Source organism: Paraburkholderia sp. Tr-20389 (genome assembly GCF_017104565.1).
Taxonomy (GTDB): domain Bacteria; phylum Pseudomonadota; class Gammaproteobacteria; order Burkholderiales; family Burkholderiaceae; genus Paraburkholderia.
Genome location: NZ_JAAGPD010000058.1, coordinates 1 through 17071, shown reverse-complemented (window position 1 = coordinate 17071; position 17071 = coordinate 1). Strand labels below are relative to the sequence as shown.

General features: G+C 63.4%; 16 protein-coding genes. 9 read left to right on the top strand and 7 right to left on the bottom strand.

Features of this window, described 5'->3' with window-relative positions:
* Positions 1-15: 15 nt before the first annotated feature.
* Entirely contained in the window at positions 16-360 is a 345-nt protein-coding gene (locus G3N95_RS35655) for a hypothetical protein (protein ID WP_205974783.1), read from the bottom strand.
* A gap of 27 nt (positions 361-387) precedes the next feature.
* A complete protein-coding gene (lexA, locus tag G3N95_RS35650; RefSeq protein WP_205974782.1) occupies positions 388-1038 on the bottom strand; it encodes a transcriptional repressor LexA in 651 nt (216 codons plus the stop codon).
* A gap of 344 nt (positions 1039-1382) precedes the next feature.
* On the opposite strand from lexA, the gene G3N95_RS35645 reads away from it, so the two are divergent.
* The 7 genes from G3N95_RS35645 to G3N95_RS35615 all read left to right on the top strand — a co-directional run bounded on the left by G3N95_RS35645 (position 1383) and on the right by G3N95_RS35615 (position 9208).
* Positions 1383-2426 (top strand): sulfate ABC transporter substrate-binding protein, encoded by a 1044-nt coding sequence (locus G3N95_RS35645; RefSeq protein ID WP_205974781.1) that lies wholly within the window; start codon positions 1383-1385, stop codon positions 2424-2426.
* Between the two features lie 94 nt (positions 2427-2520).
* A complete protein-coding gene (gene cysT, locus G3N95_RS35640; RefSeq protein WP_205974780.1) occupies positions 2521-3420 on the top strand; it encodes a sulfate ABC transporter permease subunit CysT in 900 nt (299 codons plus the stop codon).
* Complete coding sequence (cysW, locus tag G3N95_RS35635; RefSeq protein WP_205974779.1) at positions 3417-4421, top strand: sulfate ABC transporter permease subunit CysW; 1005 nt, start codon at positions 3417-3419, stop codon at positions 4419-4421. The genes cysT and cysW overlap by 4 nt, the downstream gene beginning before the upstream one ends.
* 15 nt (positions 4422-4436) lie before the next feature.
* Entirely contained in the window at positions 4437-5495 is a 1059-nt protein-coding gene (locus tag G3N95_RS35630; RefSeq protein WP_205974778.1) for a sulfate ABC transporter ATP-binding protein, read from the top strand.
* 72 nt (positions 5496-5567) lie between these two features.
* Positions 5568-6494 carry a CysB family HTH-type transcriptional regulator gene (locus tag G3N95_RS35625; RefSeq protein ID WP_205974777.1) on the top strand — a complete coding sequence of 309 codons (927 nt, stop codon included), beginning with the start codon at positions 5568-5570 and terminating at the stop codon, positions 6492-6494.
* A gap of 86 nt (positions 6495-6580) precedes the next feature.
* Entirely contained in the window at positions 6581-7612 is a 1032-nt protein-coding gene (locus G3N95_RS35620) for an asparaginase (RefSeq protein ID WP_241019144.1), read from the top strand.
* A gap of 333 nt (positions 7613-7945) precedes the next feature.
* Positions 7946-9208 (top strand): PQQ-dependent sugar dehydrogenase, encoded by a 1263-nt coding sequence (locus G3N95_RS35615; protein WP_205974775.1) that lies wholly within the window; start codon positions 7946-7948, stop codon positions 9206-9208.
* 989 nt (positions 9209-10197) lie between these two features.
* On the opposite strand, the gene G3N95_RS35610 is transcribed toward G3N95_RS35615, so the two are convergent.
* The 3 genes from G3N95_RS35610 to gcl all read right to left on the bottom strand — a co-directional run bounded on the left by G3N95_RS35610 (position 10198) and on the right by gcl (position 13862).
* Entirely contained in the window at positions 10198-11106 is a 909-nt protein-coding gene (locus G3N95_RS35610) for a 2-hydroxy-3-oxopropionate reductase (RefSeq protein ID WP_205974774.1), read from the bottom strand.
* Between the two features lie 70 nt (positions 11107-11176).
* A complete protein-coding gene (gene otnI, locus G3N95_RS35605) occupies positions 11177-11977 on the bottom strand; it encodes a 2-oxo-tetronate isomerase (RefSeq protein WP_205974773.1) in 801 nt (266 codons plus the stop codon).
* A gap of 109 nt (positions 11978-12086) precedes the next feature.
* Positions 12087-13862, bottom strand: a complete 1776-nt coding sequence (gene gcl, locus G3N95_RS35600; protein WP_205974772.1) for a glyoxylate carboligase — start codon at positions 13860-13862, stop codon at positions 12087-12089.
* A 184-nt stretch (positions 13863-14046) separates the two neighbouring features.
* Between gcl and G3N95_RS35595 the strand changes: the two genes are divergently transcribed.
* Complete coding sequence (locus G3N95_RS35595; RefSeq protein WP_205974771.1) at positions 14047-14958, top strand: LysR family transcriptional regulator; 912 nt, start codon at positions 14047-14049, stop codon at positions 14956-14958.
* A 9-nt stretch (positions 14959-14967) separates the two neighbouring features.
* On the opposite strand, the gene G3N95_RS35590 is transcribed toward G3N95_RS35595, so the two are convergent.
* Both G3N95_RS35590 and G3N95_RS35585 read right to left on the bottom strand, forming a co-directional pair.
* On the bottom strand, positions 14968-15345 hold the full coding sequence (locus G3N95_RS35590; RefSeq protein ID WP_205974770.1) for a cupredoxin domain-containing protein: 378 nt from the start codon (positions 15343-15345) through the stop codon (positions 14968-14970).
* Between the two features lie 16 nt (positions 15346-15361).
* On the bottom strand, positions 15362-16255 hold the full coding sequence (locus G3N95_RS35585; RefSeq protein ID WP_205974769.1) for a metallophosphoesterase: 894 nt from the start codon (positions 16253-16255) through the stop codon (positions 15362-15364).
* 156 nt (positions 16256-16411) lie between these two features.
* Here G3N95_RS35585 and G3N95_RS35580 point away from each other — a divergent pair.
* Positions 16412-17071, top strand: a 660-nt coding sequence (locus G3N95_RS35580) for an RNA polymerase sigma factor (RefSeq protein ID WP_205974768.1), incomplete at its 3' end; no start/stop codon positions are given.

Below are 17071 nucleotides of genomic sequence, written 5' to 3'. Positions count from 1 at the left end.
GATTGCAAGCAGGCGTTACGCCGCCTGCTTCGCCAACTGATCGCCTTGCTCGGCAATCGCGCGATCGATCATGTTGCACACCGCGTCGACCGTGCCGACCATGATGAGGCGTGACGGGCCGTGATAGACACGCACGGGCGCGCGGCGCGCCGGTTCCGCGTTCAGCGCCGAGTTGAGCGACACGCGCGCGAACGCCGGCTGTGCGGACGGCAGCGCTTGCGGCTCGTCTTCGAACAACGATGCCGTACGATCCGCGACGTTCGACGCCAACGCCGTCAGCGAACCGCACGGGACGAGATTGCGCAGATGGCGCAGACGACCGAACTGGCGAAAGGGCAGCAAGCGGGCAAAGCGTTCCATGAGTCTCTCCAGACAGTGTTCAGCTAATTAGAATTCCGTCGGCCGGATCAGCCCGACCGCGATGCCTTCCAGCGCGAATTCCGCACTGCCGGCCTGAACAAAAATATTCTCGTAATCGGGGTTCTCGGCGATCAGCTCGAGGCCGTTCGGCCGGCGCTTCAAACGCTTCACGGTGACGTCGTCGCCCAGACGCGCAACGATGATCTGGCCGTCTTTCGCTTCGCTCTTTTTCTGCACGGCGAGCAGGTCGCCGTCGAAGATGCCCGCGTCGCGCATCGACAGGCCGCGCACCTTCAGCAGGTAGTCGGGCTTGCTCGAGAAGAGCGACGGGTCGCACATATATGTTTGCGAGATGTGTTCCTGCGCGAGGATCGGACTGCCCGCAGCCACCCGGCCGACGAGGGGCAGCGACAGCTGCATGATGCTCGGGTGCGGCAGCGTGAACTGGTGCGGCGAGTCGTCCGGACTCGCGATGAGCCGGATGCCGCGCGACGCGCCCGCTGCCAGCTCGATCACGCCCTTGCGCGCCAGTGCCCGCAGATGTTCTTCCGCCGAGTTGGCCGAACTGAAACCGAGTTCGGCCGCGATCTCGGCCCGCGTGGGCGGGAAGCCCGTGCGCTCGATGGCGCGGCGGATCAGATCGAAAACCTGCTGCTGACGTGCGGTGAGTTTGGTCATGGCGCCACTGTATGGATAGACAGGTGACTGTATTTTTATACAGTATCCGGCGCATTTCAAGCTTTACTTTAAGTTCTTCGCTGCGGATGTCGCGCGAGCGTCGAAAGCGGGCGCTGTAGCGTTCCCCAGGACGCTTCCGCGAACGGAAACCCGTCCTTTACCACTATTGCGTATTAAAAAATGAAGAAACATTATTTTTAATGATGTAAGCCGTTGGATAGACTGGCTTCCACTGATGCAACAACAACGCACACGCAGCACCAGAGCCGCTTCCCGCTTGCACAGCAGCGAATCGCGGCAATCAGCGGAAACAGGCAGTCAATCCAACAAGACGGAGAAGGTCGATGGGTATTCGGAATACGGGGTTTGCAGGAGCAGGGAAGGCCAGGCGGCTGGTCGCGGCGCTCGCGCTGGGCGTCGCGTCCACGCTCGGAATGGTCGCCCAGGCGCAGGCCGATACGACGCTGCTGAACGTCTCCTACGATCCGACCCGCGAGCTGTATCAGGACGTCAACCAGGCATTCGGCAAGGAGTGGAAGGCGAAGTCTGGCGAGTCGGTCACCTTCAAGCAGTCGCACGGCGGCTCGGGCGCGCAGGCGCGTTCCGTGCTCGACGGCCTGCAGGCGGATGTCGTGACGCTCGCGCTGGCCTATGACATCGATGCGCTCTCGAACAAGGGCTTGATCGACAAGAACTGGCAAAAGCGTCTGCCCGACAACGCGTCGCCGTACACGTCGACGATCGTGTTTCTCGTGCGCAAGGGCAACCCGAAGCATATCAAGGATTGGGACGATCTGGTGAAGCCGGGCGTGTCGATCGTCACGCCGAATCCGAAGACCTCGGGCGGCGCGCGCTGGAACTATCTGGCGGCGTGGGCGTACGCGGCGCACCTGCCGGGCGGCAACGACCAGAAGGCGAAGGAGTTCGTTTCGAAGCTGTACAAGAACGCGGGCGTGCTCGATTCCGGCGCGCGCGGCGCGACGACGAGCTTCGTGCAGCGCGGGATCGGCGACGTGCTGATCGCATGGGAAAACGAAGCGTTCCTGTCGATCAAGGAATTCGGCCCGGACAAGTTCGAGATCGTGGTGCCGTCGGCGAGTATCCTGGCCGAGCCGCCCGTCGCCGTGGTCGACAAGGTGGTGGACAAGCACGGCACGCGCAAGCTCGCCGAAGCGTATCTGAACTTCCTCTACAGCGAAGAGGGCCAGGAAATCGCGGCGAAGAATTTCTACCGTCCGCGCTCGAACAAGGTGCCGGCCGCGCTGACCGAGAAGTTTCCGAAGCTGAAGCTGTACACGGTCGACGACTCGTTCGGCGGCTGGACGAACGCGCAGAAGACGCACTTTGCCGATGGCGGCGTATTCGATTCGATTTACCAGCCGCAGTGAAGTCGAGCCGCGGCGAAGTTTGAGCAAGGCGCGCCCTCGGGCGCGCTTTCGGCAATGTGCCTGCGCACATGCCTAACCTGAAAGAGCCTTTCGCATGACGACGTTGACCTTTCGCAAGCCGAGCGCGATACCCGGCTTCGGCGTGACGCTCGGCATCACCGTGGCGTATCTGAGCCTCGTGGTGCTGATTCCGCTCGCGGCTACTTTCATCAAGACGGCGACGCTCGACTGGAGCCAGTTCGTGCGCGCCGTCACGTCACCGCGTGTGCTGGCGTCGTACCGGCTGACGTTCTTCGCGGCGCTCGGCGGCGCGTTGATCAACGCGCTGTTCGGATTTCTGGTGGCGTGGGTGCTGGTGCGCTATCGCTTTCCGTTCAAGCGGATCGTCGATGCCGTCGTCGATCTGCCGTTCGCGCTGCCTACGTCCGTCGCGGGCATTTCGCTCGCGGCGATCTACTCGGGCAACGGTTGGATCGGCCAGTTTCTCGAACCGCTCGGCATCAAGATTGCCTTTACGCCTGCCGGTGTGCTGGTCGCGCTGACCTTTATCGGCTTGCCGTTCGTCGTGCGGACCGTGCAACCCGTGCTCGAAGAGTTCGAGCGCGAGCAGGAAGAGGCGGCCGCGTGCCTCGGCGCATCGCGCTGGCTGACGTTCCGGCGCGTCGTGCTGCCCGCCGTGTTCCCCGCGCTGCTGACGGGTTTCGCGCTCGCGTTCGCGCGTGCGCTGGGCGAATACGGCTCGGTGATCTTCATCGCCGGCAACGTGCCGATGAAGTCCGAGATCACGTCGCTGCTGATCATCACCAAGCTCGAACAGTACGACTATGCGGGCGCGACGGCGCTAGCGGTCGTGATGCTGGTGGTGTCGTTCGTGATGCTGCTGTTGATCAACACGTTGCAGTGGTATTTGCAGCGGCGCACGAGCCGCGGGCGCACCGCGCCTACCGTCGTGCCTTCGACGTCGACGGTCGCCGCAACGGGAGGTGTGCAATGAGCCAGGATTCCGTGGTGCTGTCGCGCCCGTCGCCTGACAACGCGAATGCCGCGCGCCGTCCCGATCCCGTCACGGAGCCGCGTGTCGTGCGCTGGGTCCTGACGAGCATCGCGCTGCTGTTTCTCGCGCTGTTTCTGGTGCTGCCGCTCGTTTCCGTGTTCTATCAGGCATTGAGCAAGGGTATCGCGTTCTACTTCGAGTCGCTCGCCGATCCCGATGCGGTGTCCGCGATCAAGCTCACGCTGCTGACGGCCGCGATCGCCGTGCCGCTCAATCTCGTGTTCGGGCTCGCGGCATCGTGGTGTATCGCGAAGTTCGAGTTTCGCGGCAAGGCCTTGCTGACGACGCTGATCGACTTGCCGTTTTCGGTGTCGCCCGTGATTTCCGGCCTGATCTACGTGCTGATGTTCGGCGCGCAAGGCTGGTTCGGGCCTTGGCTCGCGGATCACAACGTGCAGATCATCTTCGCGGTGCCGGGCATCGTGCTCGCGACGATCTTCGTCACGTTCCCATTCGTCGCGCGCGAACTGATTCCGCTGATGCAGGCGCAAGGCAACGATGAAGAAGAAGCCGCGCACGTGCTCGGCGCGTCGGGCTGGCAGATCTTCCGGCGCGTCACGCTGCCGAACGTGAAGTGGGGTCTGCTGTATGGCGTGATTCTCTGCAACGCGCGCGCGATGGGCGAGTTCGGCGCGGTGTCTGTGGTGTCGGGCCACATTCGCGGCCAGACGGACACGATGCCGCTGCACGTCGAGATTCTCTACAACGAATATAACTTTTCGGCGGCCTTCGCCGTGGCGTCGGTGCTCGCGTTGCTCGCACTCGTCACGCTGGGCCTGAAGCTGCTGGCGGAGCGCCACATGTCGGCGGAACTGGCGAGTGCACGCGATGTGCCCGCGCATGCCGGTCCTGCTTCACAGTCCGCTGCACAGTCCGCTGCACAACCGGCCGCACATTCGCCTCAAGGCGCGACCCAGCGCGCGGCTCAATCGGTTCAGTAAGGAGAGTTGTCAAAGATGGGCATCACCGTACGCAATCTGCAAAAACGCTTTGGCGATTTCACCGCGCTCGACAACGTCTCGCTCGATTTTCCGCCGGGCGAGCTGGTCGCGCTGCTCGGGCCGTCCGGTTGTGGCAAGACGACACTGCTGCGCGTGATCGCGGGCCTCGAATATGCCGATGCCGGCCAGGTCGTGCTGCAAGGCCAGGACGTCGCGGAAGTGGGCGCACGCGAGCGCAACGTCGGCTTCGTGTTCCAGCATTACGCGCTGTTTCGCCACATGACCGTGTTCGAGAACGTCGCGTTCGGTCTGCGCGTGAAGCCGCGCAAGGAGCGTCCGTCCGAAGCCGTGATCCGCGAGAAGGTGCATGAGCTTCTGAAACTCGTGCAGCTCGACTGGCTCGCGCAACGCTATCCGTCGGAACTGTCGGGCGGTCAGCGTCAGCGTATCGCGCTGGCGCGCGCGCTCGCCGTCGAGCCGAAGGTGCTGCTGCTCGACGAGCCGTTCGGCGCGCTCGATGCGAAAGTGCGCAAGGAACTGCGTAGCTGGCTGCGCCGCCTTCACGACGATCTGCATATCTCGACGATCTTCGTCACGCACGACCAGGAAGAGGCGCTCGAAGTCGCGGACCGGATCGTCGTGTTGAATCACGGGCACGTCGAGCAGGTAGGCAGTCCGCAGGACGTGTACGATCATCCGCAGACCTCGTTCGTCTACGAGTTTCTCGGCGCGGCGAACCGCCTGCATGGCAGTGTCGACGGCAAGGGTTTCGTCGTAGACGGGGCCGCGCAGCCGATCACGATCGAGGCGAACTTCCAGGGTCCTGCGTTTGCTTATGTGCGTCCGCACGATCTCGTGCTGTATCCGCAGGCGTCCGGGCATCGCGACGGCATCGTCGTCGGCGTGCGGCGCGTGGTGCCGCTCGGCGGTTCGGTGCGCGTCGAACTCGAAGGGCGCGAAGGACACGTGCTGGAAGCGGAACTGGATCGCGAGGCATGGCGCGAACTGCAACTGAACGTCGGCGACGGCGTGACGGCGGTGCCGCGCGCGTTGCGCGTGTTTCCGGCGCATTGAGCCGAACACTGATCGCTTTCCGAATCAGGCATTGAACAACAAACCTACTCTGGACGAACCGGAGACATCGATATGAATTTTCAGCAGTTGCGCTTCGTGCGCGAAGCCGTGCGGCAGAACATGAACCTGACGGAAGTCGCGAACGTGCTGTACACGTCGCAGTCGGGTGTGTCGAAGCAGATCAAGGATCTCGAGGACGAGTTGGGCGTCGATATTTTCATTCGCCGCGGCAAGCGCCTGACGGGTCTCACGGAGCCGGGGAAGGCCGTGCATCAATTGATCGAGCGGATGTTGCTCGATGCCGAGAACCTGCGCCGCGTCGCGCGCCAGTATGCGGACCAGGACAACGGCCACCTCGTGGTCGCGACGACGCACACGCAGGCGCGCTACGCGCTGCCGAAGGTGGTGCGCCAGTTCACCGAGGTTTATCCGAAGGTTCATCTTGCGCTGCGCCAGGGCAACCCGCAACAGATCGCGCAGATGATCATCAACGGCGAAGCGGACATCGGCATTTCGACGGAAGCGCTCGACCGCTATCCCGACATCGTGACGTTCCCGTGCTATTCGTGGCATCACGTCGTGGTCGTGCCGAAGGGGCATCCGCTCGTCGGTCGCGAGAATCTGTCGCTCGAAGAGATCGCCGAATATCCGATCGTCACGTACGACCAGGACTTCACGGGCCGCTCGCATATCGACTCGGCGTTCGCGAAAGCGGGCGCGCTGCCCGACGTCGTGCTGACGGCCATCGATGCCGACGTGATCAAGACCTACGTCGAACTCGGGATGGGCATCGGCATCGTCGCGGCGATGGCATTCGATCCGAAGCGCGACACGGAACTCGTCGCGCTGGATACGCAGCATCTGTTCGAAGCGAGCACGACGCGCGTCGGCTTGCGCAAGGGCGCGTTCCTGCGCGCGTATGCGTACCGGCTGATCGAAATGTTCGCGCCGCAACTGCACGAAGCGGATATCGCGAGCCAACTGCGCGAAGCAGCCTGATTGCGCATCGAAGTGAACGCGGGCCGCGTCGCGGGCTCGCGTTTTCATCGATGGCGGCGGCGTGCGCTTCGCTTACAATCGCCGCCATGAATACTTCCACTCCTACCTCTGCATCGCGCGCGTTGCCGCGCGTTGCCGTGCTCGCCACTGGCGGCACGATCGCGGGCGCGGCACCCGACGCGACCAATACATCCGGTTATCAGGCGGGCGTCGTCGGCGTCGGACAACTGCTGGCGGCTGTGCCGTCGCTGGCATCGGTGGCGAACGTGCAGGCCGAACAGGTCGCGAGCGTCGACAGCAAGGACATGGCGCTCGCGCTGTGGGTTACGCTCGCGCAACGCGTCAACGCATTGCTGTCTTCCGATGAGATCGACGGCGTGGTCATCACGCACGGCACCGATACGCTCGAGGAAACCGCGTATCTGCTGCATCTGACCGTGAAGAGCGACAAGCCCGTCGTGCTGACGGCTGCGATGCGGCCGTCGTCGGCGCTGTCGGCCGATGGACCGTTGAATCTGCTCAACGCGGTGACTGTCGCGGGCAAGGCGGAAGCCAGAGGGCAGGGCGTGCTGGTCGCGTTCAACAACCGCATTCACAGCGCACGCGATGTTGTGAAGACGAGCACCTATGCCGTCGATGCGTTTCATTCGCCGGAGATCGGTGCGCTCGGCTGGGTGCAGGACGGGCGCGTCGAGTTTCAGCGCAGCGTCGTGCGGCCGCATACGAGCGCGTCGCCGTTTGCGATCGATTCCGTCGCATCGGCGTGGCCCGTGGTGGAGATCGTCGCGAGCTATGCGGGCGTGTCGCGCGTTGCCGTTGACGCGCTCGTGGCGGCGGGCGTCAAGGGCATCGTCGTTGCCGGGACGGGCAACGGCTCGATCCATGCGACGGTCCAGACGGCGCTCGCAGATGCCGCGGCAAAGGGCGTGGCGGTCGTGCGCTCGTCGCGCGTCGGTTCGGGCCATGTGATGCGCAACGGCGCGGCCTCGGACGATACACTCGGCTTCGTCACGGCCGGCGCGCTCAATCCGTACAAGGCGCGCGTGCTGCTGATGCTTGCGCTCGCAGCGGGGCAGACGACACCGGTTGCATTGCAACAAGCCTTCGAAACGTACTGATTTTTTCCGTTCGAAAGGGCGGCGCGACAGCGACGGCTCCCGCCGGATACATCGCTTCTTCCTCTTCTTCTCAAGATACGAATGCCTGCATCGCGCGTCGCGCAGTGCAGGCATTCGTCCTTTCGTTTGGCTCGACATCGTCTATAACAGTCATTAGCCAGACGATTGGAGCCGTGCGCTTTGCATTGCGTCAGGCAAGCTTTCATATCGGATCGCATGAGGTTTCCGTTGTTCTTGCAACGGCTGGTCACGCGATTGCCGCAGCCGTCACGTCCGTGTCTTTGCAGTTGTTGCAGGTCCAACGAACCGCATCAGAATGCCAGGAGACATCCGATGAACGCATCCGTGAAGCTCTTGCCGCTTGCCGTCAGCGTGGCGCTCGCTGTGTTTCCTGCAGCACAGGCTGCGCAGGACAACGTGCAGACGCTGTCGAACTTCAAGACCACGGGCAACACCAGGCCTGCTGAAACGGTGCCTCAGACGGGCGCGCGTGCGGATGCGCTGCGCGAGAACCTGAAGGCAATCAAGCTGCCGCCTGGCTTCAAGATCGAGCTTTACGCCGTCGTGCCGGAGGCGCGCGCGATGGCGATCGAGCCGTCGACGGGTGTGGTGTTCGTCGGCACGCGCAGGGATCGCGTGTGGCAGGTGACGGACCGGACCAAGCGGCGTGTCGCGGACGACGTCGTGCAGTTCGCGAGTTCCGTTACGTTCAAGGTGCCCAATGGCGTGTGCTTCTCGCCGGATGGCGTGTTGTACATCGTCGAACAGAATCGCGTGCTGGCGTTTCCCGCCGCGCAGTTCTTCGGCGAGGGCGGCCCGGACGTTGCCGCCGCCGTCGTCGTGCCGCAGGGCAAGCTGATTCCGACACAGTTCGAGAGCTTCAATCATGGCGCGCGCTACTGCCGCGTCGGCCCCGACAAGAAGTTGTATATCGCGTTGGGGCAGCCCTGGAACGTGCCGCCCAAGGACAAGCTCGCCGAACTCGACCGCAATGGTCTGGCGGGCATCATCCGCCTCGATCAGAACGGCAAGAACCGCGAAGTGTTTGCGCATGGCGTGCGCAATTCGGTGGGCCTCGATTTCAATCCGAAGGACAAGACGCTGTGGTTCACCGACAACCAGGTGGACGGCATGGGCGACGACATCCCGCCGGGCGAACTGAATCACGCGACGAAGGCGGGCGCGAACTACGGTTTCCCGTGGTATGGCGGCGGCAAGGTGCGCACGGAAGAGTACAAGAACGACACGCCGCCGGCGGGCGCCGTGTTTCCGGCCGTCGAGTATGCGGCGCATGCGGCCGATCTCGGCATGTCGTTCTATACCGGGAAGATGTTCCCGGAGAAGTATCGGGGCGGCATTTTCGATGCGGAGCATGGGTCGTGGAATCGCACGAAGCCGATCGGCGCTCGTATCATGTACACGGCTGTCAAGGATGATGGCTCTGTCGGGGAGACAGAGGTGTTTGCGGAAGGGTGGCTCACGCCGAATGGGGAATACATGGGGCGGCCCGTCGATGTGCAGCAGTTGCAGGATGGGTCGTTGTTGGTGTCCGATGATTATGCAGGTGCTATTTATCGGATTTCTTACGCGAAATAGCGGTTTTTTTGTCTGCGACGCTAGTCGCTATTCTGGGTTTTTTGCTGGCGGCGCCTTATTTTCGCTGGCGTCCGCGATTTGCCTTCGTAGTTCAGGCGTTGCCCCTGTGCGGGGCGGCACTTACTTTCTTTGCCGCCGCAAAGAAAGTAAGCAAAGAAAGCGGGCTAACCCCGCCAGTGCTAGTCGTTGCCTGCGGGCCCCCACCGGGTCCCGCACTCCACGCGGCAACGTGCTTGTTCGCGCCCGTTGCCAGCGTGCTCACTCACGCATCACCCGCTTCACGCTCCCGCGTCACGGCCCGCGTTACCAGGAAGTCCACCGCCGCCCAGGTGGCAAACTGTGTGTAGACCGTCGCGATCGAAGTGCACCACTCCGGACTGGAAAGCAGATCGGTGTCGTAGGAGAGCTAACGCATACGGCGCGACAAGCTACACACCGTTTGCCACCTGGGCGGCGCGGACGGGTCGCTGCCGCTGGCTGCCTGCGGGTGATTGGAGTGGGTGATGCGCCGGCTCGAGGCGCTGGCAACGGGCGCAACACAATGTGTTGCCGTGTGGAGTGCGGGACCCGTTGGGGGCCCGCAGGCAACGACTAGCACTGGCGGGGTTAGCCCGCTTTCTTTGCTTACTTTCTTTGCGGCGGCAAAGAAAGTAAGTGCCGCCCCGCACAGGGGCAACGCCTGAACACCGACATGAAATCGCGGATGCCAGCAAAAAAAAGGCGCCGCCAGCAAAAGAACCAGGATGGCGACTAGCGTCGCAGACAAAAATCAAAACCGAATCCGACAGCAGGACACCCGACGATGACGTCTGACCGACCAAGGCTTCCCCGGCATCGCCGGGTGCCGCTGCGGACCCCACTTGTCGCTCTCAGCCCAGAGCGACATGATTTGCCCGATCCGATGCGTGCCGCGCGCCGGACCAGGCGCCCCACCTGCGTGCCGCCGTGAACCCGTCACGGCAGCCTTTGTTGCGTTGAATACCCCTGCCTCAAGCAGCCTTCTGATCGGCTGCCGGCGCCTGCGCCACTTCAAAATTCGCCATGATTTCGAGCGCGCGGACCATCGCCGAGTGATCCCATGCCTTGCCGCCGTTCGCCGCGCAGACACTGAACAACTGCTGCGCGCTAGCGGTATGGGGCAGTGCAATGCCGAGCTTGCGCGCGCCGTCGAGTGCGAGGTTCAGATCCTTCTGGTGCAGTTCGATCCGGAAGCCCGGGTTGAACGTGCGCTTCGTCATGCGCTCGCCATGCACTTCGAGAATGCGCGACGACGCGAAGCCGCCCATCAATGCCTTGCGCACGCGCTCCGGGTCGGCGCCCGAACGTGCCGCGAAAAGCAGCGCTTCGGCGACAGCCTCGATGTTCAGCGCGACGATGATCTGGTTCGCGACCTTGCACGTTTGACCCGCACCGTTGTCGCCGATCAGCGAAATGTTCTTGCCCATCAAATCGAACAGCGGCTTGGCGAGATCGAACGACTTCTGCGGGCCGCCGACCATGATCGTCAGCGTCGCATCGCGCGCGCCGATTTCGCCGCCGGAAACAGGCGCGTCCAGATAGTCGCAGTCCAGCTCGTTGATCTTCTTCGCGAACGCTTGCGTATCGAGCGGCGAGATCGAGCTCATGTCGATCACGAGCTTGCCCTTTGTCAGGCCCTTCGCGACGCCGTCATCGGCGAACAGCACATTCGCGACGTCGGGCGTGTCGGGAACCATGATCACGACGATGTCTGCAGCCTGCGCGACAGCCGTCGAATCGGCGACGACGGTCGTCGTCCTGGCGAGATCTTCCGGCACCGGGTACGCGCCGTTCACGACCAGCGCGTGGCCGCCCTTGATGAGGTTGCGCGCCATGTGCGCGCCCATGATGCCGAGGCCGATGAAACCGATCTTTGCCATTGAGTAAGTCTCCAGTTGATGAGGTTCGAAATGTGCTCGTATGCGATGTCGCTGGAATCAGCGGGCCGCGTCAGGCCGATGCATGCGCGCGCTTCACGCCCGCCACGCTTTCCAGCCAGCCGAGGCCTTCCGCCGTCGTCGTGCGCGGCTTGTACTCGCAGCCGACGTAGCCCTGATAGCCGAGCGAATCGAGCAGATCGAACAGGAACGGATAGTTGATTTCGCCCGTGCCCGGCTCGTTGCGACCCGGGTTGTCGGCGAGCTGGATGTGGGCGATCTGCGCGAAGTGCTTCTTGATCGTCGCGGCGAGTTCGCCTTCCATCCGTTGCATGTGATAGATGTCGTATTGCAGGAACAGGTTGTCGGAACCGACGGCCTGAATCACGTCGAGTCCTTCCGACGAACGGTTCAGCGCGAAGCCCGGAATGTCGTACGAGTTGCACGGCTCGACCAGCAGCCGGATGCCTTCTTTCTTCAGCGCGGCAGCAGCGAAGCGCAGGTTGTCGACGATCGTCGCGCGGGCCTTGTCGGCCTCGACGTTCTTCGGAATGCCGACGAGGCAGTTCAGTTGCGGCACCTTCAGCGCCTTCGCGTATTCGATTGCGCGGCCGACGCCTTCCTGGAACTCGGTCACGCGATCCGGCAGCGACGCGATACCGCGTTCGCCCGCTTCCCAGTTGCCGGCGGGCAGGTTGTGCAGCACCAGCTTCAGCTTGTTCTGCTCGAGACGCTCGGATAGTTCGGCGATCTGGTACGGGTAGGGGAACAGAAATTCGACGGCGTCGAAGCCCGCGTCGGCGGCCGCTGCAAAGCGGTCGAGGAACGGGACTTCGTTGAACAGCATCGTGAGATTCGCGGCAAATTTCGGCATGTTGCTTTTTCTCTCTGGTCGGTCAAATTGAACGGCGTGAACAGCGTGACGCGGACGGATGCGCTTCGTGAGAAGCGCACCCATCCGGGTGAAGGGGATACGGCGGAGATCAGTCGAGCAGCGAGACTGCGCTCGGTGCATCGGCGCGCGTGATGGCGAGTTCTTCGAACTCGTTGACCGCGTCGATCTCGGCACCCATCGAAATGTTCGTCACACGCTCGAGGATCACTTCGACGATCACGGGCACGTTGAACTCGGAGAGCATCGACTGCGCCTTTTGCAGCGCGGGCTGGATCTCTTCCGGCTTGAACACGCGGATCGCCTTGCAGCCGAGGCCTTCCGCCACTGCAACGTGATCGACGCCATAGCCTTCGATTTCCGGCGCGTTGATGTTGTCGAACGCGAGCTGCACGCAGTAGTCCATGTCGAACGCGCGCTGCGCCTGACGGATCAGGCCCAGATACGAGTTGTTCACGACGACGTGCACGTACGGCAGCTTGAACTGCGCGCCCACGGCCAGCTCTTCGATCATGAACTGGAAGTCGTAGTCGCCCGACAGCGCGACGATGGGGCGCTGCGGATCGGCAGCACGCACACCGAGCGCAGCCGGAATCGTCCAGCCGAGCGGGCCTGCCTGGCCGCAGTTGATCCAGTTGCGTGCCTTGAACACATGCAGGAACTGCGCGGCGGCGATCTGCGACAGGCCGATCGTGCTCACGTAGCAGGTATCGCGGCCGAACACCTTGTTCATCTCTTCATACACGCGCTGCGGCTTGATCGGCACGTTTTCGAAGTGCGTCTTGCGCTGCAGCGTGCGCTTGCGATCCTGGCAGTCCTCGACCCATGCGCTGCGGTCCTTCAGCTTGCCCGCTGCCTTCCATTCCTTTGCGACTTCGATGAACAGTTCGAGCGCAGCCTTCGCGTCGGACACGATGCCGAGATCCGGACCGAACACGCGGCCGATCTGCGTCGGTTCGATATCGACGTGCACGAACTTGCGGCCCTTCGTGTAGACCTCGACGCTGCCCGTGTGACGGTTTGCCCAACGATTGCCGATGCCGAGCACGAAGTCGGACGCGAGCATGGTTGCGTTGCCGTAGCGATGCGACGTTTGCAGACCGACCATGCCCGCCATCAGCGGGTGATCGTCGGGAATCGCGCCCCACGACATCAGCGTCGGGATCACGGGCACGCCGATCGTTTCGGCGAACTGCACGAGCAGGTCTTCAGCGGCTGCGTTGAGCACGCCGCCGCCGGACACGATCAGCGGCTTCGCCGAATCGTTGAGCATCGTCAGCGCGGCTTCGATCTGCTTGCGCGTCGCTTTCGGCTTGTACACGGGCAGCGGCTCGTACGTGTCGATGTCGAACTCGATTTCGGCGAGTTGCACGTCGATCGGCAGGTCGACCAGCACGGGACCCGGACGGCCCGAGCGCATCAGATGGAACGCCTGCTGGAACACGCGCGGCACGAGGGCCGGTTCGCGCACCGTGACGGCCCACTTCGTGACGGGCTTGGCGATCGATTCGATATCGACGGCCTGGAAGTCTTCCTTGTACAGACGGGCACGCGGCGCCTGGCCGGTGATCGCGAGGATGGGGATCGAATCGGCGGAGGCGGAGTAGAGGCCCGTGATCATGTCGGTGCCGGCAGGGCCCGACGTGCCGATGCACACGCCGATATTGCCAGGCGATGCACGCGTGTAGCCTTCGGCCATGTGCGATGCGCCTTCGACGTGGCGCGCAAGCACGTGGCTGATGTTGCCTGCCTTGCGCATGGCCGAGTAGAACGGATTGATGGCGGCGCCCGGAACGCCGAAAGCCGTGTCGATGCCTTCTTTTTCGAGCACGAGCACCGCTGCGTCGACGGCTCTCATCTTGGCCATGAATGTCTCCTGGAAGTCTGTAAAGCGGATTGGTGTTGGACAGACTTTAAGACGGCATCTAAGGTTTGATAAGATCATCCACGGTCGCTTATTCCAAAACAAAAAGTATGGAATGCAGGCGGGGCGCGGCTTCGCGCGACGCCGCCGGAAGCAGCCGGGAGCCGCTCAGGCCGAGGAGACAAGGATGGATCGCTTCAAACAGATCGAAACGTTCGTGCGCGTTGCCGACGCAGGCAGCCTGGCGGCGGCGGCGCTCGAAGAGGGTGTGTCGCCCGTGATACTCGGGCGCCGGATCGACGCGCTCGAAAAGCGTCTCGGCGTCAAGCTGATGTACCGTTCGACGCGGCGCCTCGTGGTCAGCGAAGAAGGCGCGGCGTTTCTCGAACGCTGCCGCGGGCTGCTCAGCGAATGGGATCAGGCGGAAAACGAGCTGATGGCGGGCCGGCGCTCGGTGAACGGGCACCTGATCGTGTCGGCGCCCGCCGCCTTTGGGCGCAAGCACGTCGCTCCGCTCGCGCCGGAATTCCTGAAGGACAAGCCGGAGTTGCAGGTGTCGTTCAATCTGACCGACCGTGTGGTCGATCTGGTGCGCGAGGGCTACGACCTGTCGATTCGCATCGGCGGCGCCGTCGATCCGAACTTCGTCGCGGTGAAGCTCGCGACCAACCGGCGCGTCGTGTGCGGTACGCCGGAATATTTCCGCAAGCACGGCAAGCCGAAGACGCTCGAAGACCTGCCGGGTCACAACTGTTTCGCGTTCAACCTGCAGGGCGGCCAGAACCGCGGCTGGTATTTCCGGCGCAACGGCAAGCTGACGACGGTCCGCGTGAGCGGGACGCTCGATTGCAATGACGGCGAACTGCTGCACCGCTGGGTGTCGGAAGGGCTCGGGCTTGGCTGGCGTTCGACATGGGAAATCGATCAGCAACTCGCGCGCGGCGAGCTCGAAACCGTTCTCGACGAATACGCGCTGCCCGATTACGACATCCTCGCCGTGTATCCGCAGCAGCGCTATGTCCCCGCGAAAGTGCGCTATTTCATCGACTATCTGAAAGAGGTCTATGCGCGAAAGGACTATTGGGCAAACGCGTCGTGAGCCGTTGAATCAGCCCACGACGATCGTTCCGCTCATCGTCTCGTGCCCCGATCCGCAGAAGATGTCGCACAGAAAATCGACGGTGCCCGCCGCGCCGGCCTGCGCCGGCAGACGCACGACGGCTCCGGGCGGTACGTCGGCGCGCACGTTGTATTGCGGGATCGAGAAACCCATGATCGTGTCCTGCGCGGTCAGCTCGAATACGACGTTCTCGTTCGGCGCGAGCTTGATCTGATTCGGCGTGAACACGAACTTGCGTGCGTGAACCTTGATCACGCGCGGCTCGGCGGCGCGCGCGTCGAAACGTCCCGCCACGCTCAATACCGCGCCCAGCGCGGCGAGCGTGAAGAGCCGTCGCCGCTTTCTGTCGATTGCAGAGGCTTGCATGATGGTGGTCTCCCCGTTATGACGTCTTGATCGGCATTTCATTGAGCGCAAGTGCGCCCGACGTGCGCGCGACTTCCACCTGCCGCCATCCCAGCCCCCGATACGGCGCCGACGCATCCCACGGCACGGGCAGCTTCTTGTCCTGCGACATCGCGGGCGGCAACGGGAACATCAGCGAGCGTGCCGCGTGATGCGCGATGTTGCCCGTCACCATGTGATGTTCCTGATGGATGTGCCCGTAGAACACCGTCACGTTCTTGCGCCGGCTCAGCACGTCGATGACCTGCGCGCCGTCGCGTGTCGCCCAGTCCCACTGCGGCGCGAGATCGAACAGCGGCCGGTGCGTGAACACGACGATGCGCGCGTCCTGCGGCTGACGGTCGATATCGTCGGCGAGCCACGCGATCTGCTCGGCACCGACGCGGCCCGCCGGATCCGACACGTTGTCGACCGTGATGAAGTGCACGCCCTTGTGATCGAACGTGTAATGCGTCTGGCCGAAGTGCTCCTTATAGGCGGCGCCCGCATCGAGGCTCGCGTCGTGTTCGCCGGGCATCAGATACAACGGCTTCACCTTCAGTTGCGCGATGATCTGCTGGAACTGGCGCATGCGTTCGTGACGCAGCGCGGTGTCGTCGGTCGTGTGCGTCAGGTCGCCCGTGAAGATCACGAAATCGGGCGGCGACGGCAGCGCGTTCACGGCGGCGATCGCCTTCGGCAGCGTGCCTTTCGAATCAGGATTGACGCCGGGGCCTTCGAAGCCCCAATGCGCATCCGAAAGCTGGACGAAATAGAAATCGTCGTCGCGTCCGTAAGAGAAACCGGGCAACGCCGACGCGAACGCCGCGCCGCCGACTGCGGCAAGGCGCAGGAAATCGCGCCGCTTCAGACATTTGAGACTGTTCTGCATGATGGTCCTCGCGAGTTAGAGACTCGTCTGCGGTACTGCGCAGGGCCACGTTCTATTCCCGGATTTATTTTTTGCAGGATGCGCAAAAGCCGGGAATAAACTGGATTGCAGATGGGTTTTGCAGCCGTGAAGTCTGGGCAAGCCTGGAGGCGATCGGTGGATGAGACCGGAAATCATGCGGCGAGAGGTGGCGACGCACGCGCCGAGGCGGCGCGCAGTCTGCGCTTTCAGCAGATGGCGCTGCCGCATCTCGATGCCGCATACAACCTTGCGCGCTGGCTATGCGGCAATGGGCACGACGCCGACGACGTCGTGCAGGAGGCGTTCATGCGCGCATACCGCTTCTTCGACACGTTCCACGGCGAGACCGCGCGGCCCTGGCTGCTCGCGATCGTGCGGCGCACGTGGTACACGGAATGGCGCAGGCGCTCGGGCGGCGTGAACGCGACGATCGAGTTCGACGAGAACCTCGACGACGCGTCGTTCGAAGGCTGGAGCACGGGTTCGCCCGACCCCGAAGCGCTGCTGATCCGCGAAGAAGACACGCGGCTCGTGCACGAGGCGCTCGAACAGCTGCCCGTCGAATATCGCGAGGTGCTGATCCTGCGCGAACTGGAAGAGCTGAGTTATCGCGAGATCGCGACGATCGCGGATCTGCCCGTGGGCACCGTGATGTCCCGGCTCGCGCGCGGGCGGCGCAAACTCGCGACGGCGCTGACGTCGTTGCAAGCGAAGGGGAGCGCGCGGCCGACAGGCGGCGCGCGCGATGGAGGCGCTGCGCAGCGTGCGCCGGACGGGGCGGGTGGTGTCTCGGGC